At 70.7% G+C, this 25,033-nt stretch carries 23 protein-coding genes; 17 read left to right on the forward strand and 6 right to left on the reverse strand.

Translation table 11 applies throughout. The features are described 5' to 3' along the window. Window positions 1-28 precede the first annotated feature (28 nt). Genes LDL49_RS04310 through LDL49_RS04330 form a run of 5 tightly spaced genes read left to right on the forward strand, consistent with a single transcriptional unit; the run spans window position 29 to window position 7,620 of the window. Window positions 29-1,678, forward strand: a complete 1,650-nt coding sequence (locus tag LDL49_RS04310) for an SWIM zinc finger family protein (protein WP_225289556.1) — start codon at window positions 29-31, stop codon at window positions 1,676-1,678. Next, the gene (locus LDL49_RS04315; protein ID WP_225289557.1) at window positions 1,675-3,009 is read left to right on the forward strand and encodes a DUF5691 domain-containing protein; all 1,335 of its coding nucleotides are present in this window, start codon (window positions 1,675-1,677) and stop codon (window positions 3,007-3,009) included. The genes LDL49_RS04310 and LDL49_RS04315 overlap by 4 nt, the downstream gene beginning before the upstream one ends. Next, on the forward strand, window positions 3,006-4,070 hold the full coding sequence (locus tag LDL49_RS04320; RefSeq protein WP_225289558.1) for an ATP-binding protein: 1,065 nt from the start codon (window positions 3,006-3,008) through the stop codon (window positions 4,068-4,070). Before LDL49_RS04315 ends, LDL49_RS04320 begins: the two co-directional genes overlap by 4 nt. Next, complete coding sequence (locus LDL49_RS04325) at window positions 4,067-6,454, forward strand: DUF5682 family protein (protein ID WP_225289559.1); 2,388 nt, start codon at window positions 4,067-4,069, stop codon at window positions 6,452-6,454. The genes LDL49_RS04320 and LDL49_RS04325 overlap by 4 nt, the downstream gene beginning before the upstream one ends. Next, window positions 6,451-7,620, forward strand: a complete 1,170-nt coding sequence (locus tag LDL49_RS04330) for a VWA domain-containing protein (protein ID WP_225289560.1) — start codon at window positions 6,451-6,453, stop codon at window positions 7,618-7,620. Before LDL49_RS04325 ends, LDL49_RS04330 begins: the two co-directional genes overlap by 4 nt. Before the next feature lie 46 nt (window positions 7,621-7,666). Here LDL49_RS04330 and LDL49_RS04335 read toward each other — a convergent pair whose 3' ends face one another. Then, window positions 7,667-9,112 carry an MFS transporter gene (locus LDL49_RS04335; protein WP_225289561.1) on the reverse strand — a complete coding sequence of 482 codons (1,446 nt, stop codon included), beginning with the start codon at window positions 9,110-9,112 and terminating at the stop codon, window positions 7,667-7,669. 100 nt (window positions 9,113-9,212) lie between these two features. On the opposite strand from LDL49_RS04335, the gene LDL49_RS04340 reads away from it, so the two are divergent. The 3 genes from LDL49_RS04340 (at window position 9,213) to LDL49_RS04350 (ending at window position 12,422) form a co-directional block, all read left to right on the forward strand. Further along, a complete protein-coding gene (locus LDL49_RS04340) occupies window positions 9,213-9,935 on the forward strand; it encodes a TetR/AcrR family transcriptional regulator (RefSeq protein WP_225289562.1) in 723 nt (240 codons plus the stop codon). An 87-nt stretch (window positions 9,936-10,022) separates the two neighbouring features. After that, entirely contained in the window at window positions 10,023-11,396 is a 1,374-nt protein-coding gene (locus LDL49_RS04345) for an MFS transporter (protein WP_225289563.1), read from the forward strand. A gap of 21 nt (window positions 11,397-11,417) precedes the next feature. Then, window positions 11,418-12,422 (forward strand): enolase C-terminal domain-like protein, encoded by a 1,005-nt coding sequence (locus LDL49_RS04350; protein ID WP_225289564.1) that lies wholly within the window; start codon window positions 11,418-11,420, stop codon window positions 12,420-12,422. A gap of 36 nt (window positions 12,423-12,458) precedes the next feature. Here LDL49_RS04350 and LDL49_RS04355 read toward each other — a convergent pair whose 3' ends face one another. Together LDL49_RS04355 and LDL49_RS59045 are read right to left on the reverse strand one after the other, a co-directional pair. After that, window positions 12,459-12,809, reverse strand: coding sequence for a DinB family protein (locus tag LDL49_RS04355; RefSeq protein ID WP_372470341.1), 351 nt, complete (start codon window positions 12,807-12,809; stop codon window positions 12,459-12,461). Continuing rightward, the gene (locus LDL49_RS59045; protein ID WP_372470333.1) at window positions 12,784-13,146 is read right to left on the reverse strand and encodes a hypothetical protein; all 363 of its coding nucleotides are present in this window, start codon (window positions 13,144-13,146) and stop codon (window positions 12,784-12,786) included. Before LDL49_RS59045 ends, LDL49_RS04355 begins: the two co-directional genes overlap by 26 nt. Between LDL49_RS59045 and LDL49_RS04360 the strand changes: the two genes are divergently transcribed. Then, window positions 13,140-13,601, forward strand: coding sequence for a respiratory nitrate reductase subunit gamma (locus LDL49_RS04360; protein WP_225289566.1), 462 nt, complete (start codon window positions 13,140-13,142; stop codon window positions 13,599-13,601). The genes LDL49_RS59045 and LDL49_RS04360 overlap by 7 nt on opposite strands. Before the next feature lie 63 nt (window positions 13,602-13,664). Then, a complete protein-coding gene (locus tag LDL49_RS04365) occupies window positions 13,665-14,804 on the forward strand; it encodes a N(5)-(carboxyethyl)ornithine synthase (RefSeq protein WP_225289567.1) in 1,140 nt (379 codons plus the stop codon). A gap of 12 nt (window positions 14,805-14,816) precedes the next feature. Here the strand turns inward: LDL49_RS04365 and LDL49_RS04370 are convergent, their stop codons facing one another. After that, window positions 14,817-14,990 carry a hypothetical protein gene (locus tag LDL49_RS04370; protein ID WP_225289568.1) on the reverse strand — a complete coding sequence of 58 codons (174 nt, stop codon included), beginning with the start codon at window positions 14,988-14,990 and terminating at the stop codon, window positions 14,817-14,819. A 499-nt stretch (window positions 14,991-15,489) separates the two neighbouring features. Here LDL49_RS04370 and LDL49_RS04375 point away from each other — a divergent pair, with 499 nt between their 5' ends. From LDL49_RS04375 to LDL49_RS04385, 3 genes are read left to right on the forward strand one after another with little or no spacing between them, the layout of a single operon-like run. Beyond that, a complete protein-coding gene (locus LDL49_RS04375) occupies window positions 15,490-17,277 on the forward strand; it encodes a class I SAM-dependent methyltransferase (RefSeq protein WP_225289569.1) in 1,788 nt (595 codons plus the stop codon). 23 nt (window positions 17,278-17,300) lie between these two features. Next, window positions 17,301-18,122 (forward strand): alpha/beta hydrolase, encoded by an 822-nt coding sequence (locus LDL49_RS04380; RefSeq protein ID WP_225289570.1) that lies wholly within the window; start codon window positions 17,301-17,303, stop codon window positions 18,120-18,122. A 51-nt stretch (window positions 18,123-18,173) separates the two neighbouring features. Further along, window positions 18,174-18,761 carry a cysteine hydrolase family protein gene (locus tag LDL49_RS04385; RefSeq protein ID WP_225289571.1) on the forward strand — a complete coding sequence of 196 codons (588 nt, stop codon included), beginning with the start codon at window positions 18,174-18,176 and terminating at the stop codon, window positions 18,759-18,761. Between the two features lie 161 nt (window positions 18,762-18,922). Here the strand turns inward: LDL49_RS04385 and LDL49_RS04390 are convergent, their stop codons facing one another. Continuing rightward, window positions 18,923-20,059, reverse strand: a complete 1,137-nt coding sequence (locus LDL49_RS04390) for an ROK family protein (protein WP_225289572.1) — start codon at window positions 20,057-20,059, stop codon at window positions 18,923-18,925. A gap of 107 nt (window positions 20,060-20,166) precedes the next feature. Between LDL49_RS04390 and LDL49_RS04395 the strand changes: the two genes are divergently transcribed. Genes LDL49_RS04395 through LDL49_RS04410 form a run of 4 tightly spaced genes read left to right on the forward strand, consistent with a single transcriptional unit; the run spans window position 20,167 to window position 23,515 of the window. Beyond that, window positions 20,167-21,072 (forward strand): glutamate ABC transporter substrate-binding protein, encoded by a 906-nt coding sequence (locus LDL49_RS04395; RefSeq protein WP_225289573.1) that lies wholly within the window; start codon window positions 20,167-20,169, stop codon window positions 21,070-21,072. Continuing rightward, window positions 21,072-21,716, forward strand: coding sequence for an amino acid ABC transporter permease (locus tag LDL49_RS04400; protein ID WP_225289574.1), 645 nt, complete (start codon window positions 21,072-21,074; stop codon window positions 21,714-21,716). The genes LDL49_RS04395 and LDL49_RS04400 overlap by 1 nt, the downstream gene beginning before the upstream one ends. A gap of 16 nt (window positions 21,717-21,732) precedes the next feature. Beyond that, on the forward strand, window positions 21,733-22,566 hold the full coding sequence (locus tag LDL49_RS04405) for an amino acid ABC transporter permease (protein ID WP_225289575.1): 834 nt from the start codon (window positions 21,733-21,735) through the stop codon (window positions 22,564-22,566). Further along, entirely contained in the window at window positions 22,559-23,515 is a 957-nt protein-coding gene (locus LDL49_RS04410; RefSeq protein WP_225289576.1) for an asparaginase, read from the forward strand. The genes LDL49_RS04405 and LDL49_RS04410 overlap by 8 nt, the downstream gene beginning before the upstream one ends. On the opposite strand, the gene LDL49_RS04415 is transcribed toward LDL49_RS04410, so the two are convergent. Further along, window positions 23,490-24,917: an LCP family protein gene (locus tag LDL49_RS04415; protein ID WP_225289577.1), complete on the reverse strand. Its 1,428-nt coding sequence runs from the start codon at window positions 24,915-24,917 to the stop codon at window positions 23,490-23,492. The genes LDL49_RS04410 and LDL49_RS04415 overlap by 26 nt on opposite strands. Window positions 24,918-25,033 lie beyond the last annotated feature (116 nt).

Consider the following 25,033-nt stretch of genomic DNA (forward strand, 5'->3'; position numbering starts at 1 on the left):
GTCGGTCGAGCTGGCTAGTCTGCGGCAAGTGATCGAACGGTGGAGCCGTGATCAGGTGCTCGCTCTCGCCCCCGACGCCTCGTCCCAGAAGGCGGCGCAGGGCGTGGCGACACCTGGCAAATGGAGCTTGCGCGGCACGACTGACGACGTGCTGTTCGGTGAGTGCAAGGGGAGCGGTGCCACGCCCTACAAGGCGTGCGTCGATCTCTCCGAGCCCGCATATCGGTGCAGTTGCCCCAGCCGGAAGTTCCCGTGCAAGCACGCGCTCGGGCTGCTGCTCATGTGGTCGGCGGACGGGGTGCCCGCCGCCGATGCGCTGCCGCCGTGGGCGGCGGAGTGGATCGCTCAGCGTACGGAACGCGCCGACAAGGCGGCGGCCAAGCTCGAGGCCGCCCGCGCCCGTGCGGCCGCGGAAGCCGAGAGCGACCCGGAGTCGGCCGACGGACAGGCACCGGACGAGGGGCAGGGCGCTCACCAGGGCCCTGAGCCGGGCACGGCCTCGGGCTCGGAAGATGGGCATGGCTCGGGCGTGGCGGTCGGTGGTGCCGGGGCGTCGTCCTCAGGTAGGTCGGGTGGCGGGCGAGGTGCGGGGGCTGAGTTCGTACGGCATGCCCGTGTGTCTGCCGGGCTGGCCGAGCTCGAACGGTGGCTGGCCGACCAGGTGCGGCAGGGCCTGGCGGGGACCGATGCCGACGAATGGGACGACCTGGCCAAGCGCCTCGTCGACGCCCAGGCGCCGGGTGTCGCCAACGCGCTCTCCCGGTTGCGGGAGGTGCGCATGGCTGACGACTGGCCGAGTCGGCTGCTGACCGAATACTCGCTGATCAACCTGCTGGCGGTCGCCTACCGGCGGCGGGCCGAGCTGCCGGGGCCGTTGCGCCAGACCGTCCTGATCCGCGCGGGCTTCCCCGTCGCACGGGAGGACGTGCTGGTTCGGCCGGTCGTGCGCGACCGGTGGCACGTGGTGGGCAGGCGCGACGAGGAACACGACCGGCTGACCGCCCGCCGGGTCTGGCTCCGGGGCCACGACACGGGCCGGGCGGCGCTGGTTCTTTCCTTCGCCGCCTCCGGCCAGCCGCTCGACGCCTCGCTGGTCACCGGCACCACGATCGACGCCGACGTCGTCTTCTACCCGGGCGCCGCACCCCTCCGCGCCCTGGTGGCCACCCGCCACGCCACCCTTCGAAGCCTTCCCGCCGACCGGACTACCATCGCCGGCCAGGGCGACACCTCCGACCGGAGCGTCCCCGACGGTCGAGCAGGCCTCGGTGGCCGAACGGATCTCGGTGGCCGGGCGGATCTCGCCCACCGGGCGGACCTTGGCGGCCGGGCGGATCTCCCCGGCCGGGTGGACCTTGGGGGCCGGGGTGATCTCGGTGGTCGGGGTGATCTCGGCGGCCCGGTCCCGCCCGGAACGTCGCCGGAGGAGGCGCTCGGCGAGATCGCCGCCGCCGTGGCCGCCGACCCGTGGACCGACTCCTGGCCCGTGGTGCTGGCGGGCGTGGTTCCCGGCCGCACTTCTGTGGGCGGGTTTCCGCTGCACCCGAGGTCACGTGACCCGTGGCGGCTGATCGCCGTCTCCGGCGGCCGGCCGGTGACCGTGGCCGCTGAATGGACCCCGCTGGGCCTGCGTCCACTGACCACCTGGGCCGACGACGGAACGGCGGTGATCCTGTGACCTGGGACGACCTGGCATCGACGGCACTGGTCGGCACCGACCGCAGGCCGTACGGGGGAGACCTGCTGGAAAGCGCCGCCGTTGAAGTGGTGCGCCGTCGCGCCGGTCAGCAGCTCGGTGAGACGGCCGAGCAGGAGCGGGCGAACGATGAGGAGTTGCCCGCCGTGACCGCCCAAGCCGCCGAGCGCCTGGCCAGGATCCTGGGCGGCGAGTACGACCGCCTGCTCCCCGAATGGCTGGCCGCCGCCTCCACCGCAGGGCGCAGAGTGCCCCCATACGTTCTGCCCGAGCTGCTCGACCGGGGCAGACGCGACCCCTCCATCAGAGCGAATCTCGGCCTGGTCGCCGGGCAGCGTGGCAGGTGGCTGGCCGCCCTGAACCCGGCCTGGGCGTACCTGCTCGAAGAGCCGACCGGCGAGACGTGGGAGCTGGGCAGCCCGGCCGACCGCCGCGCCTACCTGAGCCACCTCCGGAGGCAGGAGCCCAAGCAGGCTCGGGAACTGCTGGAGGCCGGCTGGGAGCGCGAGGGGCCCGACGACCGGGCGGCGTTCGTCGAGGTGCTGGCCGACGGGCTGTCGATGGACGACGAGCCGTTCCTGGAGCAGGCCCTCGACGACCGCAGGCGAGAGGTACGCCAGCAGGCCGCCAACCTCCTCACCCGCCTCCCCGACTCACGCCTGGCCCAGCGCATGGCCGTACGCGCGCGAAGCTGCCTGACCGTCACCAAGGGCACGATCCTCGTCGAGGCGCCCACCGCGTGCGACAAGGCGATGGAGCGCGACGGCATCCGGGCCAAGCCCCCGAGGGGCACCGGTGAGCGGGCCTGGTGGCTCCAGCAGGTCGTCGCCCGCGCGCCCCTCGGGCTCTGGGGCAGCCCCGCCAAGCTGCTCAAGATGAAGATCCCCGACTGGGACGGCGAGGTGAAGACGGCCTGGGTGCGCGCGGCCGTGCTGCAGCGGGATCCGGAGTGGGCGCGGGCGATGTTCGCGTGGGATCCGATCGCGGACCTGCTGGAGGCGCTGGGGCCGGATGAGCAGCAGCAGCTTGCCGCCGATTTCGTGAAAAAGCATGACTTGGACAGCCAATTGATCATGGTGCTGGGCGGCGTGTCCTCGCACTGGCGGGAGAAGCTGGCGACGGCCGTCCTCCGCAAGATCACCAAGGTGGCCACCACCCAGCCGTGGAACCTCGGCGAGCTGATCAAACTGGCCGGCGAGCACATCGACCCGACGCTCGCCGAACTGGCCGAGAACTACTCGCCCGTGCCGCCCATTCAGCAGGTCGCCGCCCTGCTGCGCTTCCGTGCCGACCTGATGAAGGAGCTCTCATGACCGTTCTGCGCCCCCATGCGGAAGACCAGTACGCCGAGGAGCTGGCCGTGCTCGCCAAGGACGACGACCGGATCAGGCCGCCCGGCTGGAAGCTGTCACCGTGGGCCGTGACCACGTACATCCTGGGCGACGGCCGGCAGATCACCCCGAAATACGTGGGCGCCCGCCGCATCGTCGAGGTCGCCGTCGCCACCCTGGCCACCGACCGCGCGCTGCTGCTGCTCGGTGTGCCCGGCACGGCCAAGACCTGGCTGTCCGAACACCTGGCCGCCGCGATCAGCGGCGACTCGACCCTTTTGGTGCAGGGTACGGCCGGGACGGCAGAAGAGGCCATCCGCTACGGCTGGAACTACGCGCGGCTGCTGGCCGAAGGCCCGTCCGTCGAGGCGATGACCCCGTCACCCGTCATGCGGGCCATGGCCGAGGGCCGGATCGCCCGCGTCGAGGAGCTCACCCGCATGCCCTCCGACGTACAGGACGCCCTGATCACCGTCCTGTCGGAGAAGACGCTGCCGATCCCCGAGCTCAACCGCGAGGTCCAGGCCGAACGCGGCTTCAACGTCATCGCCACCGCCAACGACCGCGACCGGGGCGTCAACGAGCTGTCCAGCGCCCTGCGCCGCCGCTTCAACACCGTCGTGCTGCCGGTGCCCGCCACCGCCGAGGAGGAGGTGGACATCGTCTCGCGCCGCGTCATCCAGCTCGGCCGCTCGCTGGAGCTGCCCGAGACGAGCACGGGGCTGGCGGAGATCCGCCGCGTGGTGACGGTGTTCCGGGAGCTGCGTACGGGTGTGACGGAGGACGGCCGCACCAAGGTCAAATCACCCAGCGGCACCCTGTCCACGGCCGAGGCCATCTCGGTGCTGACCAGCGGCATCGCCCTCGCGGCCCACTTCGGCGACGGCGTGCTACGGCCCTCCGACGTGGCCGCCGGGATCGTGGGCGCGGTCGTGCAGGAGCCGGTGTCCGACCGGGTGGTGTGGCGCGAATACCTCGAAACGGTCGTCCGCGAGCGCTCCGACTGGCGCGACTTCTACCGCGCCTGCCGCGAGGCTTCATGAGCGTCTCGATCCTCGGCGTCCGGCACCACGGCCCCGGCTCGGCGCGCGCCGTCCGGGCGGAGCTCGAACGCCTCCGCCCCGACCTGATCCTCATCGAGGGACCGCCGGAGGCCGACGCACTGGTCGCGCTGGCGCCCGAGCTCGAACCGCCGGTCGCGCTGCTCGCGCACGTGCCCGGCCAGGCGTCCAGCGCGGCCTTCTGGCCGTTCGCCGGGTTCTCGCCCGAGTGGCAGGCCATCCTGTACGGCACGGCGGCCGGCATCCCGGTACGCTTCTGCGACCTCCCGGCAGCCCACAGTCTGGCCGACCCTCCCACCGCCGACACCCCCAACACCGATCCTCCCCATGCCGACACCCCCGATGCCGACCCTCCCAACGCCGACCCTCCCAACGCCGACCCTCCCAACGCCGACCCTGAGCTCGGCCCCGAGGCGGAGCCCGAGCCCCTGCCCGGCGCCGACCCCGAGCGTTTGCGGGTCGATCCCATCGGCACCCTGGCCGCGGCAGCCGGTTACGACGATCCCGAGCGCTGGTGGGAGGACGTCGTCGAGCACCGGGGCGACACCCCGTTCGAAGTGATCGCCGAGGCCATGGCCGCCGTCCGCGAGGGCCACGAGCCCGACGAGCGTGAGGCCAGGCGCGAGGCGTACATGCGCAAAACCATCCGCAACGCCATCAAACACGGCCACGACCGCATCGCGGTGATCTGCGGCGCCTGGCACGTCCCCGCCCTGACCGCCCCGCTGCCCCCGGCCAAGGCCGACGACGCCCTCCTGCGCGGCCTGCCCAAGGTGAAGGCGCAGCTGACGTGGGTGCCGTGGACGTACGGGCGGCTGGCCTCGTGGAGCGGCTACGGCGCGGGCATCTCCTCGCCCGGCTGGTACCACCACCTGTTCACCGCCCCCGACCGGCCCGTGGAGCGGTGGCTGGCCGGAGCGGCGGCGGTGCTCCGCGAGGAGGGCCTCGCGGTGTCGTCCGCGCACGTCATCGAGTCCGTACGCCTCGCGCACAGCCTCGCCACCCTGCGCGGACGCCCGCTGGCCGGGCTCGGCGAGGTCACCGAGGCGGCCAGGGCGGTGCTGTGCGAGGGCGACGACCTGGCGGTGGAGCTGATCCAGCGGCGCCTGGTCGTCGGCGATCGGCTCGGCCACGTCTCCGACGGCACGCCCATGGTGCCGCTCCAGCGCGACCTGCGTGAGCAGCAGCGACGGCTCAAGCTGAAGCCGGAGGCGCTGGACCGGGAGTTCGGGCTCGACCTGCGCAAGCCGCTCGACCTCGACCGCAGCCACCTGCTGCACCGGCTGCGGCTGCTCGACGTGGAGTGGGGGGTGCTGGGGGAGGCCAGGGGCAAGGGGACGTTCAGGGAGACGTGGACACTGCAGTGGCGGCCCGAGTTCGACCTGGCGCTCGTGGAGGCGGCGGCCCTCGGCATCACGGTCGCCTCGGCCGCCGCCCAGCGGGCCCGTGACCTCGCCTCGGCGGAGTCGGTGACGCTGGCCGACCTGACCGGGCTGGTCGAACGCTGCCTGCTGGCCGACCTGCCGGAGGCGCTGCCCGAGGTCCTGGCCGCCCTCTCGGCCAAGGCCGCGCTCGACACCGACGTCACCCACCTGATGGCCGCGCTGCCCGCGATGGTCCGCGCCCACCGCTACGGCGACGTACGCGGCACGTCGGCGGAGGGCCTGGCGGTGATCGTCCGATCCATGCTCGACCGCATCTGCGTCGGCCTGCCCGTCGCGGTCACCGGCCTCGACGACGAGGCGGCCGCCGCACTGCTCAGCGGCGTCGACGCCGTCCACACGGCCGTCGCACTGATGTCAGAGGAGCCGACGGCTCCGGGCTCCCGTGCGGCGTCGCCGCGTAGCCGGTGGCTGGTCACACTGCGTGGGATGAGTGACCGCCCCGACCTGCACGGGCTGATCGAGGGGCGACTGACCAGGATCCTGCTCGACGCCGGCGAGCTCGACGACGCCGACGACCGGATGTCGCGGGCGATGTCCCGGGGCCACGCGCCCACCAGGGCCGCCTCGTGGATCGAGGGCTTCCTGGGCGGCGGCGGGCTGCTGCTGGTCCACGATCCGAGGCTGCTCGGCCTGGTCGACACCTGGCTGACCGGGCTGGACGGCGCGCAGTTCGTCGACGTGCTGCCGCTGCTCCGCCGTACGTTCGGGAGCTTCGCCGCACCCGAACGCCGGGCGATCGGCGAGCGCGTCCGATCGGCGGAGCGGTCGGAGTGGTCGGAGCGGGCAGGGGAGCAGGACGTGGACGAACAGTGGGCGGCGGCGGCCGAGCGGACCGTACTGGCGATCTTAGGGAGAGCGCGCGTTGGCGGGGGAGAGCATGCGGTCCCGGGGGAGAGCGCGGATCGGCGGGAGAGAGCATGACTGACCGTATGGACGAGCGGCTGCGCAGGTGGCGGCTGGTGCTGGGCGGTGGCGACGCCGACGGCATCTGCGCCGGCCGCCAAGGCGGTGCGGGCGTCGGCGGGCTCGAGGGCGCCGACGCGGACATGGACCGGGCGCTGGCCGCCGTGTACGACCGCGTCGGCGGCCTCGGCGCCTCGGCGCCCCGGGTGGCGCGGTGGCTGGGCGACATCAGAACCTATTTCCCCTCGACCGTCGTCCAGGTCATGCAGAAGGACGCGATCCAGCGGCTCAACCTCACCAGGCTGCTGCTCGAACCCGAGATGCTGGAGGCCGTCGAGCCCGACGTACACCTGGTCGGCACGCTGCTGGCGCTCAACCGGGTCATGCCCGACCAGGCACGCGAGTCGGCCAGGGCGGTGGTGCGCAAGGTCGTACAGGAGCTCGAACGCAGGCTCGCCCAGAAGACCCGGGCCGCCGTCACCGGCGCGCTCGACCGCTCGGCCAGGACCCACCGGCCCAAGCGGGTGTCCGACATCGACTGGGACCGGACGATCAGGGCGAACCTCAAGAACTACCTGCCCGAGAAGAACACGGTCGTGCCCTCGCAGCTCGTCGGCTACGCGCGCCGGCAGCGGTCCGTGCAACGCGAGGTGGTGCTCGCCATCGACCAGAGCGGGTCGATGGCGGCCTCGGTGGTCTATTCGAGCGTGTTCGGCGCGGTGCTGGCCTCGATGCGGTCGCTCAAGACGTCGCTGGTGGTGTTCGACACGGCCGTGGTGGACCTGACGGATCAGCTGCATGACCCGGTCGAGCTGCTGTTCGGCACGCAGCTGGGCGGCGGTACGGACATCAACCGGGCCATCGCCTACAGCCAGGGCCTCATCTCGCGGCCGGCCAACTCGATCTTCATCCTCATCAGCGACCTCTACGAGGGCGGCATGCGGCAGGAGATGCTGCGCAGGGTCGCCGCGATGACCCAGGCGGGTGTCCAGGTGATCGTGCTGCTGGCGCTGTCCGACGAGGGCGCGCCCTTCTACGACCACGAGAACGCCGCCGCGCTGGCCGCGATGGGAGTCCCGGCCTTCGCGTGCACGCCTGACGCGTTCCCGGACCTGATGGCCGCCGCGATCGAGCGCCGCGACATCGCCCAGTGGGCCGAACGGCACGTCGGCATGGATTCCTGAAACGCTGCGAAAGGGCCGCGACGCCAGGTCGCGGCCCTTGAGAAGCTCAGTGCCCCGCTTGCTCCACGCTGGCCTTGCGCGGCAGCAGGTACGCCAGCAGGAAGGTCAGCACCAGCAGCCCGATCTCGACCCAGATGGTGACCTGCATCGCCGAGCCGAAGCTCCACTGGCTCTTGAGCAGGTTGAAGAAGAGCGTGCCGAGCAGGGCGCTGCCGAGCGCGCCGCCGAGCTGCTGGGTCGCGGTCAGCGTGCCCGACGCCGAGCCGGACTCGTGCGGCTCGACCCCCGAGAGCACGATGTCGAAGAACGGCGCCATGGTCAGCCCCATCCCGATGCCCACGAAGGCCAGACCGGGGGACAGCTGCCAGGGGCTGACGTCGGTGTCGACCAGGTGGATGGTCAGGCCCAGCACCCCCGCTCCCACCGCCATCACCGCGGTGCCGATCTGTAGCAGGCCGCGGCCGAGCTTCTCCTGCAGGCCCGACATGGCCAGGCCGAAGCCGATCACGCCGCCGATGGCCTGCGGCAGACCGGTGAGGCCGGCCTTGAGTGGGCTGTAGCCGAGCCCGACCTGGGTGTAGAGGGTGAAGACGAGGCTGAGGCCGATCATGCCGGTGAAGAAGGCCAGCCCGGCCACCAGCCCGCCGGTGAAGGCGCGCTTGCGGAACAGGCTCGGCGTGACCAGCGGGTCCTTTCCTGAAGCGGCGCGGCGGCTCTCGTACCGGCCGAAGACGGCGAACACCACGATCGAGGCGGCCATCGACACGAACGTCCAGGCGGGCCAGTCCAGCTCGCGGCCCTGGATGAGCGGGAAGATCAGCAGGAACGCGGCGGCCGACACCAGCAGCATGCCGACCAGGTCGAGCTTGGTGGCGTTGGAGAGCCTGAACTCCGGCAGGAACCGCATCCCGGCCAGCGCGGCGGCCAGCCCGAGGGGCAGGTTGATCAGGAAGATCATGCGCCAGCCGGTGCCGAACAGGTCGGCGTCGATCAGCCAGCCGGCCAGGATCGGACCGCCCACGGACGAGATCGTCATGACCGGGCCGAACATGCCGAACGCCTTGCCCATCTCCTGCGGCGGGAACATCTCCTTGATCAGGCCGAGTCCCTGCGGCAGCATCACGGCGCCGAACAGGCCCTGCACCACGCGCCCGGCGATCAACATCTCCGGGTTCGCGGCGATCCCGCACAGCAATGAGGCGGCGGTGAAGCCCAGGGCGCCGATCACGAACATGCGCTTGCGGCCGTAGAGGTCGCCGAGCCGGCCACCGGTGATCAGGCCGACCGCCATGGCCAGCGTGTAACCGGCCACCAGCCACTGCACCAGGCTCGACGAGCCGCCCAGATCCTTCTGGATGGTCGGCGCGGCGATGGAGGTGACCAGCGCGTCCAGCAGGTCCATGACCTCGGCGGCCAGGATGACGAACAGCGCGACCCAGCGCCAGCGGTAGGGCTGGACCTCCGAGCCCGCCTGGGGGGCGGTGACGGTCATGAGGACTCCTTGGTAGAACACCGTTTCATACTACGAACACTGTTCGCTACGAACACTGTTTTATTGGCGAACGGCGTTCGTGTCAAGTACAATGTTCGTCATGGGAAGCAGCGAGAACGTCCCGACCCCGCCGTGGCGCAAGGCGCGTAAGCCGGTTCAGCTCAGGCGGCAGCTCAGCCAGGACCTGATCGTCGAGACGGGATTGCGGATCCTTGACGCCGAGGGTCTCGACGGGCTGAGCATGCGCCGCGTCGCGCAGGAGCTCGACACCGGGCCCGCCTCGCTCTACGCGCACGTCGCCAACAAGGAGGAGCTCCTGGAGCTCATCTATGACCGGGTGCTCGGCGAGATCCACCTGGCCGACCCCGACCCGGCGCGCTGGAAGGAGCAGCTGCGCGAGTACGCGATCGAGTGCCACCGGGTGCTGGGCAGCCATGCCGACGTGGCCAGGGCCGCGCTGGCCAGCATCCCCATCGGCCCGAACGCGCTGCGGATCGCCGAATACGTCTTCGGCCTGCTCATCGACGCGGGCATGTCGCCGCGTGACGCCTCGCTCGCCGTCGACCGGATCGCCCTCTACATCTCCGGCGACGCCTTCGAAGGCTCGCTGCACTTCGGCAGGATGCGGGCCACGGGTCTCGGCCTGGAGGAATACTTCAAGTCGTTCGTCGGCCACATCGAGAGCCACTACCGCGCCCTGCCTCCCGAGCAGTTCCCGCACATCAGCGAGCACGTCGACGATCTGATCGCCGAGGGCGGGCGGGCGCGCTTCGAGTACGGCCTCGATCTGATGATCGACGGTCTCGCTTCCCGGATGCCTTAGGCCCGCAGGCCCCGGGTTCCCTAAGCCCAAGGGCCTAGGGCCGGCGCCCGATGTGCTGACCGGGGTGTTCGGCATAGTTTGCCGGACATGACCGCAACTCTTGAAGCACCTCCCGTCAGTGTGGTGTCGGCGAAGTACCGGGCGCTCAGCGTGGGGCTGGTGGCGCTCGTCATGTTGGTGGCGTTCGAGGCGATGGCGGTGGCGACGGCGATGCCCGTCGTGGCGCGCGAGCTCGGCGGCATGCACCTGTACAACCTGGCCTTCAGCGCCACCCTCGCGGCCAGCGTGATCGCCACCGTGCTCGGTGGCAGGTGGAGCGATGTGAAAGGCCCGCTGCCGCCGGTCGGCACCGGCGTGGCGGGCTTCGTGGCCGGACTGCTGGTGGCCGGGTTCGCCCCGAACATGGAGGTGTTCGTCGCCGGGCGGTTCATCCAGGGGCTCGGCGCGGGCCTGATCCAGGTGGCCCTCTATGTGCTCGTGGCGAGGGTCTATCCGGGTGAGATGCATCCCAGGGTGTTCGCGCTGTTCTCGGCCGCCTGGGTGGTGCCCTCCATGGTCGGCCCGGCCATCGCGGGGTTCGTGGTGGAGAACGCCGACTGGCGGTGGATCTTCCTCGGCGTCTCCCTGATCGTCGTGCCCAGCGCGCTGCTCCTGTGGCGCGGCACCGCGGGCGCCGGCCTCAGCGGCGGCGACGCCGAGCCCGCCCCCGGCCTCGGGCGCAAGCTGGTCTGGGCCACGCTGACCGCCGTCGCCGCCGCGCTGATCCAGTACGGCAGCGCGCTCCAGCTCCGCGGCCTGCCCCTGCTCGCGGCCGGGATCGTCCTGCTTGCTGTGTCCCTGCCCAGGTTGCTGCCCCGCGGCTCGCTCCGGGCCGCCCGCGGGCTGCCGAGCGCTCCCGTGCTCCGCGGCCTGGCCTACGGCTCGCTGATGGCGGCCCAGGTCCTCATCCCGCTCATGCTGATCAGCGAGCGTGGCCTGACGCCCACCGGCGCCGGCATCGTCCTGACCGTCGGCGCGCTCGGCTGGTCCACCGGATCCTGGATCAAGGGCCGCGGCGCCATCAGCCACCTGGCCGCGCTGCGCGGTGGCGCCATCATGATCGCCGCCGGCATCGCGCTGATGTCGCTCGTGCTGGTCGACTCCGTGCCGATCGCCCTCGCGTACGTGGCCATGGCCATCTCCGGGCTCGGCATCGGCGCGCTGCACCCCACGGTGTCCGTACTGGTGCTGGAGATGTCCGCGCCGGGAGAGGCGGGCCAGAACACCGCGGCCCTCGGCGTCGGCGAGTCCGTGTTCACCGTCGTTGCCGTCGCCGTCACCGGAGCCCTGTTCACCGCCACCGGCGAGACCTATCTGGTGGGCCTCGCCTTCACCTTCGCCCTCGCCGTACTGGCTGCCGTCATCGCCCCGCGTTTTGCCCAGCACACGAAGGCAGGCACACTGGAAGGAGTCGTTTCGTAGCTTCGTCGCAGAGGGGGGTACATGCCGCGAGTGCGGGAGCTAGAGGTCTTCCGGCTGGTCCTGCCGTATGGCAGGCGGTCGGAGAGCCTGCTCGTCAAGCTCACCGACTACGCCGGCATGACCGGCTGGGGTGAGGCGCTGGACCCGGAGCCCAAGACCTGGACCCGGCTGGAGGAGTCGCTGAGCGCCCAGCTCATCGGCGTCGACTGGGAGCATCCCGACGCCGTCGCGAGCGGCGACCCGGCCGTCGACATGGCCTGCTGGGACCTGTGGACCAGGATGCGCGGCGTGCCGCTCGCCGAGGCGATCGGCGGCACCCGCACCTCCTTGGTGGCCACCGTCCGGCTCGAACCGGACCCGTCGCTCGAGAGCCTGGTCTCACGGGTCAACCAGCAGGTCTGCGCGGGCTACGGCCACGTGACGCTGGACGTTCGTCCCGGCTGGGACGTCGAGCCGGTGCGGGCCGTACGCCTGGCCTATCCGGCCCTGACGCTGGCCGTCGACGGCGGCGGCGCTTACTCCGAGGGCGGCCAGCTCGTGGCGCTGGACTCCTACGGCGTCGAGGTCATCGAACGGCCCTTCCCCGTCGGCGACGTCTACGCGCACGCCTCGCTGCAGGACGAGGTGGCGGCCTCGGTGGCGGTCGAGGTGCGCTCGTCGGCGGAGCTCGACGACTACCTGACCCTGCGGGCCGCGCGGGTGCTGATCCTGCGGCCCACCGCCTTCCCGTCGCTCAGCGAGGCCCGCCGGGCGCACGACCGGGCCGCCGCGGCCGGCTGGGACATCCAGTGCGCGGGCGGCCAGGGCGCCGGCCTGGCCCGGGCGGCCACGGTGGCGGTGGCCAGCCTGCCGGGGTGCACGCTGCCGTGCGACGTGACGCAGCCGCCACGCAACAACCAGATCGTGACGCCGATCGTGGGGGCGAACGGCGGGGTGGTGGCGGTGCCGCTGACGCAGGCGGGGCTGGGGCACATCATCGACGAGGCCCGGGTACGCCGGATGGCCAAGGACTCCTTTCGCGCGTGACGCGGTGCCAAGAGCTCGCGGTCCTTTGGCGTGTGGTCAGGCGAGCGGGTTGAGAACGAGGTATCCGTCCAAGCGGGAGACCTGGCCGGTGCCCGGGTCAGGAGGAAGGGCGTGGCCGAGGTCATGGGCGCGGACTTCGCCGATCCACTGGTCGTGCTGATACTCGTGGTTGATCAGGGCGACCAGGAGGTGGCGGGCGACAACGGTGAGCTGGCCCGGCGCGGTGACGCGGCCGCCGGCGATGTCGTTCATCCGGGCGTGTACGCGTTCAGCGACGGTGTCGCGAAACGCGGTGAGCCGTTCGACGGTGGGTGCGGCGGCGGGATCGGCCGGGGCGGTCAGGACGGCGCGGCTGGCGCGCTCACCGCCGGCCAGCGCGCCGGCGATGCGCGGCGCGTACGTAGTCGGCGAACGGCGCGTAGTACAGGCCCTTGATCCGGCCGTCGTCGTGCTCGACGTAGCCGCCGTAGGCGCGGCAGCCATGCAGGAGCTCCTGCAGCGGCGGGGCGTGCCCGTCGCGGTGATCGAGGGCCATCTGCAGGCAGGCCATGCCGCACGCGTGCCGGCACCAGCGGCCGTACTCGACGCGGGTGCGTGCCCCCGAGGCCGGCCATCGTGGGTCATCAGCGGGATCGGCGCGCCCGCACGCCCGCCGCCGCGCCCAACTTGCCGCGGCGAAAACCGCCCGGCCGACCACAGACAGGAGCGACGCCGCACTTGACACGATCGCAGCCCATAGCACTGCGCCGCCACCCTCGGCGGCCTGGCCGTCCTCATCTACCGGCGACGCACCGTCGGACCGGTTTCACCGCCACCACCCGCAACGACAAGCTCATGTACGCCGTACTGAGCATCACCATCGTGCTCGGTCTGGCCGCCACGGTGGCGGCCAACGTCATCGGGGGCGGCTACAACTATCGCGCCACCAGCTCGCCGTGGTTCCGGTCGATCTTCTTCTTCAGCCCGGATCCCGCGCTGATGGCCGGTGCGCCGATCCTGTTCCAGGTGCACGTGCTCAGCGCTCTGCTGCTGTTCGCCATCTGGCCGTTCACCCGGCTGGTGCACATGCTCACCGCGCCCATCGGCTACCTGACCCGCCCCTACATCGTCTACCGCAGCCGCGCCGACCAGACCACCGGCGCCCGCGCGCCTCGGCGCGGCTGGGAACCCTCACGCTGATGGCCACTGCGCGTAACACCGATGTGGACCTGCTAGACATAGGGTCAACCCAAGGGAGCCCGTATGGATCAGCTCAGTCTCGGCGTCGTGTCACACTCGCGCAAGGAGAACGAGCACCGGCTGGCCATCCACCCGCTGCACCTTGAGCGGATCGAAGCCGATCTTCAGCACCTCATCTACCTCGAACGCGGCTACGGCGAGCGTTTCGGCATCTCTGATGAGCAACTGGCGCCGCACGTGGCCGGGTTGCTGTCACGGGAGGAGCTGGTGGCGCGTTGCGATGTCATCCTGCTCCCCAAGCCCCTGGCCCAGGACCTCAAGGAGTTGCGCGACGGACAGATCCTGTGGGGCTGGCCGCACTGCGTACAGGACGAGGAAGTGACCCAGCTCGCGATCGACCGGCGACTCACTCTGATCGCCTTCGAGGCGATGAACCACTGGAACAGTGACGGCAGCTTCAACCTGCACGTCCTGCACAAGAACAATGAAATGGCCGGCTACTGCTCGGTTCTGCACGCCCTGGCGCTCACCGGGAAGACCGGCGACTACGGGCGGCGGCTGCGGGCGGTCGTCATCAGCTTCGGCGCGACCGGCCGGGGCGCGGTGACGGCCCTGAACGCGCACGGCGTCAACGACATCGATCTGCTCACCTTTCGCGACGTCACCGCGGTCGCCTCGCCCATCCACTCGGCGCGCATCGTGCGTTTCGAGCACGAGGCCGACGACCTCAACCGCAGTTACGCGCTCACCGACAGCGGCCGGATACCGCTCGCCTCGTTCATCGCCGACCATGACATCGTCGTCAACTGCGTGCTCCAGAACACCGACAATCCGCTGATGTTCGCCAACAATGACGATCTGGCCGCCTTCGCGCCGGGCACTCTCATCGTGGACGTGTCGTGCGATGAGGGGATGGGCTTCAGCTGGGCGCGGCCCACGTCGTTCACCCAGCCGATGTTCGAGGTGGGGGACAAGGTCCATTACTACGCCGTCGACCACAGCCCGTCCTACCTGTGGGACTCCGCCACCTGGGAGATCAGCGAGTCCCTACTGCCGCATCTGCGGACGGTGCTCACCGGCCCCACGGCCTGGGACGAGAGCGACACCATCCGGCAAGCCATCGAGATCCGTGACGGCGTCATCCAGAACCCCGCCATCCTGTCCTTCCAGCATCGCTCACCGGACTACCCGCATCCGAACTGAAGCGTTGCGTGATCATTCACAAAACGTGGCCTCGATCGCCCACAGAAACCGGAACCAGCGCAGCAGGTCCATCCCGTACGAGCGCTGCGTCGTCGGCGGTCGTCCGATCTCCTGTAAATCGCTCAGGTACACCGCGACCGGCCCAACTACCTGCCCGGCCGGATCAACCAGCCGGTAGGGCCCCACACATCTCCCGTCTCGACGAACGCACCCACCCTCGGCATGACCAACGCTGCGAGATCCCGCTGGGAATCGTCCCTTTCGATCACGAGCCGGGACCATAGACGCCCCTCTCAGTGCCTGTCTTCTGAACTCGACAAACACTCTCGTTAGTTCAGTCAACAGGTACACGAGGGCGGCCTGCAGGATGCGCAGGCACAACCCGCTCCATCGGGGTGTTTCATGACCGCCCAGCATTGACCAGGCAAAGTCACAAGACCGTTCGGGGCTCACGGCATGTTTCTTACCGGTATCTCGTGACGGCTATGTGATCTAGCCCCCCTACCTTTATCCCGAAATTTCGCGATAAAGGGGCTTGATGTGGGGGATGTACCGGCGTTAACCAGGTGGCGGACGCTGGTCGCCATCCTGCGCCTGAACCCCGGGGGCTTGGGGCGGTCTGGCGGCCTGGCCCGACCGGCGCGACGGATGTGTCCTCTTCCTGGGCCTGCCGCTGCTCATAGGCTTGGACGAGGACGATCTGCGTACTCTGGTCGTCAGGGAGCTGACCCTTGCTCCGTCCGCGACCTGGCGGGTGCGCTGGATCCTCCACCTCAATTTCCTGGACCGCGTTCGGGAGGCGGAGGGTGAGTCGCTGCCACAGCGGGAGTGGCTGCGCGTACACGCTCACCGGATCCGCAGTGACCTCTGGTCGGCGACCGCCGAGCTGGTGGGACGCGACGTCCTGGCCCGCGCCACGCGGCGGGCCTGCATGATCGACTGTGCCTTCGAGTGGCACCTCGAGCGGTACGCGGGCCCGGCGATGTCGCATGGCGGGGGTTATGTCGCGGACATCTATCAGAGCTTCCTCTGGAAGATCAGGGAAGACGGTCTGCTCGGGCGGATGCAGCCGAATGTCGACTCCTTCGTGGCAGAGGATTTCGAGCGTCACGAGGCGAGGCTGCTGGAGGAGCTCGGGTGGAACTCCGGCGAGCCCGTTGACGCCGTCGCCGACCCGGTCGTCGCCGGTGTCACGGAGAAGCTGGAACGCAGGCTCGGGCAGGTCGTCCTGTGGGAACGCACCAGGGCCACACCGCGCGCCTTCCACTCCCTGCATGACATTCCCTGGGACGGATGGGGCTCGTTTCATGCGCAGTGGCGGGACCAGGTCATCGTCGCCGCGAGCAAGCTGCTCGGGCGGCAGGCCACCGCGCGGGACGTCGTCCAGCTGGCCGTCGACGGCCGGGCGGGGGAGCTCTCCTGGTGGCACGCCGACCTCCCGTGCCCGCACCCCAGCCCGGCCGTCTGCGTGCTGATGCCGTTCTTCGGTGGTGAGTTGTGGCGTTTGGGGTACGTCGCCCCGGTCCTCCAGCAACGCAGCTTTGTCGGGCCGCTGGGCGATACGGTCGACTTGGTGGCACTCGCCGACAGAGCGGGGCGCGGCCTGCCGTATGGACTCGAACTTGGAGGACCTTTGACGGAGCGGGACCGGGATGAGGACTCCCGGCGGCTGGCGGCGGAGTCGCTGGCGGCCGGCGATCCGACGGGGTGGTTCGAGCGTCTGTACGCGGAGTCGGAGACGGGTGAGGCGATCGTCCCGTGGGACTCACAGACTCCCCACCCACTGCTCGTCGAGTGGCTCCCTTCGGAGTCAGGCTCGGGTTCCGGTCTCGGCTCCGGTTCCGGGGCGGAAATAGGGCCCGGAACGGGAGTGGGTCGGCGAGCGCTGGTGGTCGGGTGCGGGTTGGGGGACGACGCCGAGTACGTGTCGCGGTTCGGCTTCGACACGGTCGCCTTCGACGTCAGTGAGTCGGCCGTGCGTCTGGCCCAGGAGCGCTTCCCCGGGTCCCGGGTGGAGTATCGCGCCGCAGACCTGCTCGCTCCGCCCGGCGAGTGGCGGCAGGCGTTCGACCTGGTGGTGGAGATCATGACCGTCCAAGCCCTGCCGGAGCACCTCCACGCGCGGGCCGTCGCCTCGATCGCCGACTTCGTGGGGCCGGGCGGCACGCTTCTGGTGATCGCCTCGGCGCGTGAGGAGGGAGGGCCGGTGTTCGCGCCGCCGTGGCCTCTCACGCCGTCCGAGATCGCGTCCTTCGCAACGGAGGGTCTGGTCGCGGACCGCATCGAGGACCTCCGCGACCCCGAACGCCACCGCTGCCGCGCCACCTTCCACCGCCCCGCCGCCAGAGAGGAAGACCGCGGCAGCGTCAGCGAGGAGAACCGCAAAGGCGTCAGCGAGGAGAACCGCAGCGGCGTCAGCGACGAGAACCGCGGCAGCGTCAGCGGGGAAGACCGTGGCATTCCTCCCCTTTGAGGGGGCCTCTATCATTCGTTGGCGTGTCCCGATTTCTCGCCAGTGAACTCCGTGAGAGCGCGCGGAGCAGGAACGGCACCCGGCCGAAGGGGCCCGGCCTGCCGCACGTCGCGGACGTGACCAGCCCCTCAGGTCTGCCGCTGCGCCACTATCGGCCCTCCGCCGAGCCGCGCCCGCTGCTGGTGTTCGTGCACGGTGGCGGGTGGGTCTTCGGTGACCTGGAGACGCACGACAGGACCTGTCGCCGCATCGCCAAGGAGTGCGATGTCGAGGTGCTGGCGGTGGACTACCGGCTGGCTCCGGAGGATCCGTACCCGGCTGCGATCGACGACGTCGTCGACGTGCTCCGCTGGGCGGGGCCGGTGGCCGTGGCGGGCGACAGCGCGGGGGGATATCTCGCCGCCATGGCCTGCCTGCGGTTGCGGGACGCGGGTGCCCCGCTGCCTGTCGTACAAATGTTGATATGTCCGAACACTGATCTCACGCTCTCCCTGCCGAGCGTCACCGAAAAGGGGACAGGCTACGGGCTCGCCGCCGACATACTGAGCTGGTTCGTCGCCCAGTGGGTGCCTGACCCGGCTGGGCGCCGGTCGGCGAGTCTCCTGCACCAGCCGGATCTGTCCGGTCTGCCGGCCGCCCTGGTGGTGACCGCCGAACACGACGCGCTGCGCGACGAGGGTGACGCCTACGCCCGCCGCCTGGCCGAAGCCGGAGTCGACGTCACGCACCGGTGCGAACCCGGCCTCGTCCACGGATTCATCCAGGGCATGGACCTGACCAGCCCAGAGGCGGCGGCCGCGCACGAACGGCTCTTCGCCGACATCCGGGGGCTGATCCCGCGATAGGGGTCTGGTGTGGCTTCCGGACCTTAAGCCGATCCCGAAGGAAGCGCGCCGATGAACGCCGCCGCCGTCCTTGTCGTCGACATGCAGAACGGGTTCTGTCACCCCCGAGGCTCCATCGCGTCCCTGGGCGGCGAACTGCCCGACCTGTCCTCGGTCGTCGCCGCGAACGAGGAGCTGCTCGCCGCCGCGCGTGCCGCTCACCTGCCGGTGATCTACACGCGGCATGTCTTCCGGCCCGGCCTGATCGACATGCCGGCCCGTTCCGCGAATCTGTGGCCGCGCGATCCGGAGCCGCTCGTACGGGGCTCCTGGGACGCCGACATCATCGACGAGCTCGCACCCGCCGAGGGCGACCACGTCATCGACAAGAACCGCTACGACGCTTTCCTGTACACGGATCTCGAGGTCCTGCTCCGCGGCCTGGGGGTCAACCGGCTCCTTGCCGTCGGCATCCTGACCAACGTCTGCGTGGAGACCACGGTGCGCTCCGCCGACCAGCGCGGCTTCGACCCCTACGTGGCCAGCGACTGCACGACCGCCTACGGAGAGGCGCGCGACCCGGCGCTGGCCGCGATGTCCGTGGTGTTCGCCACGGTCGGCAAATGGCGCGAGCTGTTCGACCTGGTGGGCGAGGAGTAGTGCTGGCCCGCCCGCTGCGCGGACGGGCCGGCCGAGTACGGGGCCGCGTCAGCAGCGGCGGGTCCAGTGCTTGCGGGCCCAGACATTGCGGCACGTTAGCGTAAAAGCGCCCGCCACCGTGGTGACGGTGCTTCCGGTGTGTCGCAAGGGCGAATGGCCGCCTAAACCAGCGCCGCTTCCAGCAGGAGCGCTCCGGCGCCCAGGAGGGCGGCGTCCCGGCCGGCCCGGGCCGGGGCGATCTCCAGGTCGCGGGTCGCCAGCGGCAGGCAGCGCTCGTACACCGCCGCCCTGATGGAGGTGATCAGCGGCTCGGCCGCCGACAGGCTGCCGCCCACCGCGATCACGTCCGGGTTGAAGAAGTTGACCAACACGGTGAGGACCTCGCCGATCCGCCGCCCCGCGCCCCGCACCAGGCTGGTGGCCTCGGGGATCGCGTCGTCCACCAGGCTCACGATGTCCGCGGGACGGGCCACGGTGATACCGGCGTCCGCCAGGGCCGACATGAGGGCGGCCCCGCTGGCGTACGCCTCCAGGCAGTCGGGGTGGCCACAGGCGCACAGGACGGAGGAGTCGGACCGTACCCGTACGTGGCTGATGTCGCCCGCCGCGCCCCGGCCCCGGTGCAGGTGGCCGTTGACGATCACGCCGCAGCCGATGCCGGTGCCGGCCTTGAGGACCATGAGGTTGTCGCAGCCGGGCCAGTGCCTGGCCTCGCCGGCGGCCATCAGGTTGGCGTCGTTCTCGACGAGGATCGGCAGGTCGTAGCGCAGGCCCAGGTGCTCGGCGACGGGGAACCCGTTCCAGCCCGGCATCCGCGACGGCGTGACCACCCGGCTGGTGGCCGGGTCCACCGGGCCGGGGATGCCGGTGCCCACCCCGCGTAACGGCACGTCATCCGGCACATGTACGGCCAGCAGCTCGTCGAAGGCGTCCGACAGGAGGTCCAGCGTGGCCTCCGGACCCCGGGCGATCTCGCAGGGCCGCTCCTCGACCACGAGAGGGGCGCCGCTGAGGTCGAGCAGCCCGAGCCGCGCGTGGTGCGCGCCGAGGTCGGCGACCGCCAGCACCCCCGCCGACGGCGACAGACGCAGCCGCCGGGGCCGCCGCCCGCCCCGCGAGGCGCCCGACCCCTCCTCGCCGAGCAGGCCCAGCGAGATCAGCTCCTCGACCCGCAGCGAGACGCTGGAGGCGGCCAGTCCGGATAAGCGGGCGAGGTCGGCCCGCGACTCGGCCCGGCCGGTGGCCACGAGACGCAGCAGGTCCCCCTGTGCCCCGCTCACGGGCAGCCGCTGGTTCATGCTGAGAGGAATATCATGTCCGGTCTTCCTGCGACAACGTATTGACTTCGTACGAAATCTGCCACTACGTTCCGCTTCATCTTCGATTTCGAAGGAAGTGGATGGTCATGAAGAGACTTGTCGCTGTCGTCGCCGTTTCCCTGTTAGGCCTGGCGGCCTGCGGCGAGACGAGCAGCCCCGCCGTGCCCGGAGGAGAGGCCAAGAAGGACGACGTCCTCGCGCAGGCGCCTGTCGCGGCCGCCGCGGACATCCTGCCCGGCTCCACCATGGAGAAGATCAAGCAGCGCGGCGAGCTGATCGTCGGCGGCTCGCTGGACGCGCCGTTGCTCTCCCAGCAGAACCCGGCCACCGGCCAGGTCGAGGGCTTCGACGCCGATCTGGGCAAGGCGCTGGCCAAGTACATCATCGGCCAGCCCAAGGTGAAGATCGTCAACTCGGCCTCGGAGACCCGCGAGGCGCTGCTCGCCAACGGCACCGTGGACGTCGTCTTCCAGACGTACACGATCACGCCGGAACGGGCGAAGCAGGTGGCGTTCGCCGGGCCGTACTACACCTCCGGTCTGACCATCGCGGTCAAGAAGGGCGCGACGGGCATCGCCAAGCCCGAGGACCTGAACGGCAAGAAGGTCCTCGCGGGCGCCAACACGCCCGCCATCCCGGCGATCAAGAAGTTCGCGCCGCAGGCGGAGATCATCACGTTCGGCAGCGACCCGGAGTGCCTCCAGGCGCTCAAGCAGGACCGGGGCGTCGCCTACGTCCAGGACGAGACGCTGCTGATCGCCGACGCCAAGAAGGACCCGTCGATCCAGATCGTCACCAAGCCCTTCACCGTCGACCCCTACGGCATCGGGCTCAAGCACGGTGACGACCAGTTCAAGACGTTCACCAACGCCTGGCTGAAGAAGATGCAGGACGCCGGAGCCTGGCAGAAGATCTGGAAGAGCTCCATCGGCACGGTCGTCGTGGGCGAGGCTCCGCAGCCGCCCCAGATCGGCTCCGTGCCGGGGTCCTGATGTCCGTCCTCCTCGACCACCTGCCCGAGCTGTGGCAGGGGCTGCTCGTGACGTTCCAGCTGACCGCCGCGTCGTTCCTCGGCGCGGCGGTGCTGGGCGTGCTGGTCACCGCCCTGCGGGTGAGCCCGGTACGGGTGCTGCGCGCCCTCGGCACCGCGTACGTCGAGACCTTCCAGAACCTGCCGCTGCTGGTGCTGCTCGTCCTGGCGTTCTTCGGGCTGCCGGAGATCGGCATCAAGGCCGACCTGCGGGTGACGGCCATCGCGGTGATCGCCGTGTACGAGGCCGCCTACATCGGCGAGGCGCTGCGGTCCGGCGTGAACTCGGTGGCCAAGGGGCAGGGCGAGGCGGCCCGCGCGATCGGGCTGACGTTCGGCCAGTCGCTGCGGCACGTCATCCTGCCGCAGGCGCTGCGTACGGTGGTGCAGCCGATCGGCAACATCTTCATCGCGCTCACCATGAACACGGCGCTCGCGGCGGCCGTCGGCGTCGTCGACCTGACCGCGGCGGCCAACCGGGTGAACCTCCTCGAGGCCCAGCCCATCCCGATCTTCGTGGGCGCGGGCGCGGCGTACGCGCTGATCGCCGCCTGCGCGGGCTTCGTCACCGGCCGGCTCGAACGACGGCTGGCGATCCTGCGATGAGCACTTGGGGTAAGGCATGAGCACCGCTCTGTTCGACGAGCCGGGCCCCCGGGCGCGGCGGCGGATCCGGATCGCGACCGTCGCCGGCACGCTCGCCGCCCTGGCGCTGCTCGCGCTGGCCGTCCGGCAGTTCGCCGCCAACGGGCAGCTCGACGCCGCGCGCTGGCAGCCGTACGCCACCTGGCCCATGTGGCGCTATCTCCTGACCGGGCTGTGGTCCACCGCGCTGGCCGCGGTGGTCTCGGCCGCGCTGGCGATGGCGCTCGGGCTGGTGCTGGCCCTGGGCCGGCTGTCGCGCCACCGCCTCCTGCGCGTCCCCGCCGCCGCCTATGTCGAGGTGGTCAGGACCATCCCGGCGCTGCTGCTGGTGTACGTGGTGCTGTTCGCGCTGCCGAAGTACGGGCTGGACCTGCCGCTGTTCTGGAAGCTCGTGGTGCCGCTGTCGGTGTCGAACGCGGCGGCGTTCGCCGAGATCTTCCGCGCCGGGATCCGCTCCATCGAGCGCGGCCAGGGCGAGGCGGGCCTGGCGGTCGGCCTCACCCACGGCCAGACCATGCGCCTGATCGTGCTGCCGCAGGCCGCCCGCCGGGTGCTGCCGTCGATCGTCAGCCAGTCGGTCGGGCTGCTCAAGGACACCGCGCTCGGGTTCGTCGTCAGCTACGCCGAGCTGCTCTACAGCGGCAAGGTCCTGGCCGCCTACAACGGCTATCTCATCCAGACCTACCTCGTCGTCGCGCTGGTCTACCTGGTGGTCAACGCGTCGCTGTCCAAGCTGGCCCGTACGCTGGAGGCCCGCCGGCGCGCGGCCCCTGCCATCCCCAGAACCAGAAGGAGATTCGCTCGTGCCTGAACTCGCCCTCCTCGCCGAGGTCGTGCGCTCCGGATTCGTCGAGAGCCTCCACTACGGCAGCGCCGTCGGCCTCGACCCGTCGGGCCGGGCCGCGGTCGAGCTCGGCTGGGTCGAGGCGCCGGTGCTGCCCCGCTCGTCGGCCAAGCCGTTCCAGGCGCTGGCCTGCCTGGTGGCGGGCGCCGCCCTGACCGGGCCACGCCTGGCGATCGCCGCGGGCAGCCACACGGGCGAGGACTTCCACGTACGGCTGGTCGGCGAGCTGCTGGCCGACTACGGGCTGGACTTCGGGGCGCTCGGCTGCCCGGCGACCTGGCCCGAGGACCAGGCCACCATGCACGCGCTGATCAGGCAGGAGCAGGGCGTCTCCCGCGAGCGGATGAACTGCTCGGGCAAGCACGCCGCGATGCTGGCCGCCGCCGTGGCCAACGGCTGGGACGTGGACTCCTACCTGGCCGCCGAGCACCCGGTGCAGCTCCGGGTGCGCTCGGTCACCGAGGAACTGGCGGGGGAGAAGGCCGCCCACGTCGCCGTGGACGGCTGCGGGGCACCCCTGTTCGGGCTCTCACTGACCGGCCTGGCGCGGGCCGTACAGGCGCTCGTGCTGGCCGCGCCTGGCAGCGCGCCGCGCCAGGTCGCTGACGCGATGCGCGAGCACCCCGAGTACGTCGGCGGGACCGGCCACCAGAACACCGAGCTCATGCGCGCCCTGCCCGGCGCCCTGGTCAAGGGCGGCGCGGAAGGCGTGCTGGTCGTGGCGACGGAGTCCGGGCACTCGGTCGCGGTGAAGGTCATCGACGGCAGCCCGCGCGCCACCACGGTCATCGCCCTGTCCGTGCTCCGCGAGATGGGGTGTGAGGTGTCGTCGGCCGCCGCGTTCGAGAGCGTGGCCGTGCTCGGCGGCGGCGCGCCGGTCGGCCGGATCTTCACAGCGAGCCGCAGCCCTCGGTAAGGGTCTTGGTGGGGTCGCTCTCTTTCTGCTTCTTGGACGAGGGCGATTTGGTGGACTTCGGCGCCGAAGAAGACTCCGGTGAAGCCGTGGCCGCGGTGGGCCGGCCGCCCGCCGAATCGCGGATGGCCTTCTCGGTGATGGCGCGGATCTTCGCCCAGTCCGGGGAGACGGTGCTGATCAGCGGCGGCACGAACTGGATGCTCGTCACCTTGGCGTTCTTGACCTGCAGCGCCAGCGGCACCAGGTGCTTGAGCATCGGCCGGGGGATGTCGGTCCTGATCAGCTCCTTGGTGGCCCCGGCGATCCGGTTGAACCTGGTCAGCACCGTCGCCGGGTCGGCCTGGTCGAGCAGTGCGCCGATCACGCACCGCTGACGGCGCATCCGGGTGAAGTCATCGCTGAAGGTACGCGAGCGGGCGTACCACATCGCGTCGGCGCCCTTCAGCTTGCGCGTGCCCGCCTTGACCAGGCCCTCGTTGTACCGGCCGAACACCACGTCCTGCTCGACCGTGAGCGTGACCCCGCCGATCGCGTCGATCAGCCGGGCGAACCCCCACATGTTGACCAGGGCGTACCAGTCGATCTTGAGCCCGAGGGTGTAGCCGATCGTGTCCATCAGTACCTTGGGGCCCTGGTGCTGCTTGCCGCCGAAGATCTCGGGGTGCGCGTCGGCGTACTCCCAGACGCTGTTGAGCAGGTCGCTGCGGCCGCCACCCGGGTCGGGCGGCAGGCGGAACCCGTCCGGGAAGTGCTGGGCCATCGGCGTGCCCGGACGGAACCGGACGTTCTCCAGGTTACGCGGCAGGCTGATCAGCACGGTGTTGCCGGTCTTCACGTCGACGGTGGCCACGTTCATGCTGTCGGTGCGTACACCGATCCTGTTGTCGTCGGCGTCGCCGCCGATGAGCAGGATGTTCACCCTCGTACGGCCCGCCCACGGGTCCTCGGGGCGGGTCGTCGTCTCTTCGGCCTGCGGCTCGGGGGTGCCCTCGTTCACGAAGATGTCGTTGAGCGCGTTCCGGGACGTCCAGACGTAACTCGTGACCATCCCGAACGGCATGACGACCACCACGGCGAGCAGTCCCGCGAACGTGCCCACCAGGACCTGCCCGGCCTGCGGCAGGCTGCCGGGCCGCAGCACGATGAACGAGTGGACGATCAGCGCGAACCACGCCAGCCCGAGCACGACGGCGCCGGCGGTGATGCCCGTCAGCCAGCTGTCCTGGGTCAGATCGCCCAGCAGGTTGTCGGTGCTCAGCCTGACGGCGAGAAGTGCGAGCAGCCCCGCCGCGTAACAGCCGAGCAGTATCAGACCCGTCTTGCGCCATCCGGCGCGCAGATGCGCCGCCCCCGGCGCGAGCGCGGCCAGCACCAGCCAGCCGAGAACCGCCGTGGCGCTCACCGGTTTCCTTGCCTGCCTCACGCCATCCCCGTTTCCCCGCGAACTTCACCGTAGGCCGAATCGAGGCGGCAGCCTACGGACAGAATGCGAAATATGTCTTTAGGGGAGAGTGAACA

The organism is Nonomuraea aurantiaca, assembly GCF_020215705.1.
Classification (GTDB): domain Bacteria; phylum Actinomycetota; class Actinomycetes; order Streptosporangiales; family Streptosporangiaceae; genus Nonomuraea; species Nonomuraea aurantiaca.

Coding starts and splice junctions, on each gene's coding strand:
- LDL49_RS04320 (WP_225289558.1), top strand. CDS start 3,006: ATGACCGTTCTGCGCCCCCATGCGGAAGACCAGTACGCCGAGGAGCTG.
- LDL49_RS04325 (WP_225289559.1), top strand. CDS start 4,067: ATGAGCGTCTCGATCCTCGGCGTCCGGCACCACGGCCCCGGCTCGGCG.
- LDL49_RS04330 (WP_225289560.1), top strand. CDS start 6,451: ATGACTGACCGTATGGACGAGCGGCTGCGCAGGTGGCGGCTGGTGCTG.
- LDL49_RS04335 (WP_225289561.1), bottom strand. CDS start 9,112: ATGACCGTCACCGCCCCCCAGGCGGGCTCGGAGGTCCAGCCCTACCGC.
- LDL49_RS04340 (WP_225289562.1), top strand. CDS start 9,213: ATGGGAAGCAGCGAGAACGTCCCGACCCCGCCGTGGCGCAAGGCGCGT.
- LDL49_RS04345 (WP_225289563.1), top strand. CDS start 10,023: ATGACCGCAACTCTTGAAGCACCTCCCGTCAGTGTGGTGTCGGCGAAG.
- LDL49_RS04350 (WP_225289564.1), top strand. CDS start 11,418: ATGCCGCGAGTGCGGGAGCTAGAGGTCTTCCGGCTGGTCCTGCCGTAT.
- LDL49_RS04365 (WP_225289567.1), top strand. CDS start 13,665: ATGGATCAGCTCAGTCTCGGCGTCGTGTCACACTCGCGCAAGGAGAAC.
- LDL49_RS04385 (WP_225289571.1), top strand. CDS start 18,174: ATGAACGCCGCCGCCGTCCTTGTCGTCGACATGCAGAACGGGTTCTGT.
- LDL49_RS04390 (WP_225289572.1), bottom strand. CDS start 20,059: ATGAACCAGCGGCTGCCCGTGAGCGGGGCACAGGGGGACCTGCTGCGT.
- LDL49_RS04395 (WP_225289573.1), top strand. CDS start 20,167: ATGAAGAGACTTGTCGCTGTCGTCGCCGTTTCCCTGTTAGGCCTGGCG.
- LDL49_RS04400 (WP_225289574.1), top strand. CDS start 21,072: ATGTCCGTCCTCCTCGACCACCTGCCCGAGCTGTGGCAGGGGCTGCTC.
- LDL49_RS04405 (WP_225289575.1), top strand. CDS start 21,733: ATGAGCACCGCTCTGTTCGACGAGCCGGGCCCCCGGGCGCGGCGGCGG.